This is a genomic window from Bartonella sp. MU70NMGDW, from assembly GCF_042194085.1.
Taxonomy (GTDB): domain Bacteria; phylum Pseudomonadota; class Alphaproteobacteria; order Rhizobiales; family Rhizobiaceae; genus Bartonella; species Bartonella grahamii.
On record NZ_JBHIMK010000163.1, the window covers coordinates 1 to 2,747 of the forward strand.

2 protein-coding genes and 1 pseudogene are annotated in these 2,747 nt (G+C 39.4%); 2 read left to right on the forward strand and 1 reads right to left on the reverse strand.

The window, feature by feature from the left end; all coding sequences use genetic code 11:
* Window positions 1-1,226, reverse strand: a 1,226-nt coding sequence (locus ACFIKE_RS09115) for an ABC transporter transmembrane domain-containing protein (protein ID WP_375649462.1), incomplete at its 3' end; no start/stop codon positions are given.
* Between the two features lie 188 nt (window positions 1,227-1,414).
* Here ACFIKE_RS09115 and rpmE point away from each other — a divergent pair.
* Together rpmE and ACFIKE_RS09125 are read left to right on the forward strand one after the other, a co-directional pair.
* Entirely contained in the window at window positions 1,415-1,636 is a 222-nt protein-coding gene (rpmE, locus tag ACFIKE_RS09120) for a 50S ribosomal protein L31 (RefSeq protein ID WP_015856961.1), read from the forward strand.
* Window positions 1,637-2,343: 707 nt separating this feature from the next.
* Window positions 2,344-2,595 (forward strand): annotated as a pseudogene (locus ACFIKE_RS09125) (ABC transporter); the annotation flags it as partial.
* Window positions 2,596-2,747: the final 152 nt, after the last annotated feature.

Genomic DNA, 2,747 nt, shown 5'->3' on the forward strand with positions numbered 1-2,747 from the left:
GGGTCATAAAAACGAAGGATCAAAGAAAAAATGGTGCTTTTTCCTGCTCCGGAAGCCCCAACAAAAGCAACCGTTTCTCCTGCCTTTACAGAAAATGAAAGCGAGCGTAAAATCTTCTCTTGAGGTCTAGAAGGATAGGTAAAATCAACCTGATCAAAAACAAGTTCGCCTCGAACAGGTTGCTCCAATGATAAAGGATTTTTAGGAGCTACAATAGTAGGTTGTTCTTGTAACAATTCGGAAAGCCGCTCAGCAGCGCCTGCGGCTTGGATTAACTCTGCCCCCAGTTCCGATAATTGCGCAAAAGTAGAAGCTCCAAAAACTGCATAAAGGACAAATTGCCCTAATGTCCCGCCTGTCATCGTTCCATTTAAAACATCGCGCGACCCAATCCATAAAACAGCAACCACACTGCTAAAAACCAAAAAAATTGCAAAACCCGTAAAAAAGGAGCGCAGGATCACGGAAGCACGTGCTGTTTGAAAAGCACGTTCTATCAATTGTGAAAAACGTGTTGCAACGAGTTTTTCTGCGGTAAAAGCTTGCACAGTGCGAATAGCACTCACCTGTTCTGTAGCAACAGCATTGGCATCTGCGAGACGATCTTGCGCCGCACGTGTACGAGAGCGAACTTTCCGCCCAAAAACCACTAAGGGAATGGCCACAACAGGAATAGCAACCAAAACCAACAAAGACAATTTAGCATTGGTAATCACCATCATCACGACGGCTCCGATCACTATAATCAACTGACGCAAAGCAGTAGAGGCGGTAGAACCCACAGCTAATTTTATTTGTGTTGTATCTGTTAGAAGCCTTGAAACAATTTCTCCTGAATGCGACCGATCAAAAAAAGCAGGAGAAAGTTTCATAATATGAATAAACACATCACGCCGTAAATCGGCAACAATCCGCTCTCCTAATGTGATAACACAATAATAACGGGCTGCTGAAGCAAATGCGAGAAGCAAGGCTAAGATAAACAAAATTCCGAAGTAAAAATTGATATGTCCATGGCTTGAAGTAGAAAACCCATGATCAAACATTTGGCGGATAGCCACAGGCAAAGCTAATGTGACAAGAGCCGCAACAGATAACGCTAGAAAGGCAAAGATAAACAACCAACGATAGCGCAAAAGATAAGGAAAAAAAATTGCAAGCGAAGAGAATGAAGATTTTCTAGGAGAAGATTTTGTAGATTTTTCTGAATGATTAAAGAGATTCATAAGGTTTCGCTCACTATATTGAATTTATAACACTTGATACAATGATGCATCTTGAACACTTGTTTTTTTATGTGTGCTCAGCTATAGGAATAAATACTTTAATCAATGTATCAAAAAGACAAAGGAAGCGCACTTAAAAAAATCGAGCAAGTGCTGTTTCATTCTGTAAACGCAAAAGGTTTTTACGCATGAAAGCGAATATTCATCCCAACTATCACACAATTACCGTTGTTATGACGGATGGAACCCAATATAAAACGCGCTCTACTTGGGGAAAAGAAGGCGATACTCTTAATCTAGATATTGACCCAAGAACGCATCCAGCATGGACAGGTGGCTCCCAAACACTCGTAGACCGTGGCGGTCGTCTTTCTAAATTCAAAAATCGTTTTGGTAATATTGGCATGTAAAAGCCTATTACTAATTATAAAGAGCACAAGTTTTAAAAAATGATTGCTCTATTGTAAGTGATTGTTTTTTTATGCTGTAAAGAGTGCACTTTAAATATTAATTCAAAAACGCATCCAACATAAATAGATAGGATCTTAGGCACTAATAAATCTTGGTGGCTGCGTTTTTAAATTTAAAAATCAGTTTGAAATACGAGCATAAATCCTTCCTCTTAGAGTATAACGACCTGAAATAAAATAATTACAAACTATCCTTCTTTTTTTGGAACTGAAAAATACCCATGAAGAGAGCATTCTTGTCGCCGCTAAAGCGGCTAATACGCTTGAATTGATTCGAGCTTTACCAGATTGGCTTGGATACGTGAATAGAAGAACGTGGTACCATGCTTTCTGAGGGACAAGACAACGCATCGGTATTGTATGGTCAATTCTAAGAAATACACCCCTGTTGCTGCAAGTCGGCACCATCATTATATTTGCCAGCTCATGGGTGTTGCTACAGCCCTTGGCACTTGAGACGATTTATTATAGACATTTTAAGTCCTTCCTTAATATTTTTTTATTCACGCGGTCTCTCCCCGCTTGTAACGTGCAAGAGACATGGTTTTTGTTGATTCAACACGGAACAGGTTTGAAATGAAAAAATCCTGTAATATTCGGGATCCCCATGCAACATACAAAACAGTGAATTATTATTATAAATCAAAATATTGCTGCTTTATGAAGCAACATCTGCTTTAGATGCAAACAGTGAAAAGTTGGTGCAAGACGCCTTAGAAGGATTGATGCAAAATCGTACAACCTTGGTAATTGCACATCGTTTGGCAACAATTTTAAAAGCTGATCGTATTCTCGTGATGGATAAAGGCGCTCCTGTGGAAGAGGAAACCCATGCAGAACTTGTGGCAAGAAATGGCGTCTATGCCTATTTGGCAAAACTCCAATTTTCACCTGAGTAAGTGATCATTATAAAGACAATATCTTTAAGGACATAAACAGCACTCCTTTTCAGACAGGCTTATCAATTTGAACTTCTCATTTTTCCATTTAACACACGATAAGGTACCATTTAGGCACCATGAGAAGCTTTCCCCTTATATCATGATTTCAA

What these genes read in the sequence shown, in the direction of transcription:
- rpmE (WP_015856961.1), top strand. Translation starts at nt 1,415, where the DNA reads ATGAAAGCGAATATTCATCCCAACTATCACACAATTACCGTTGTTATG.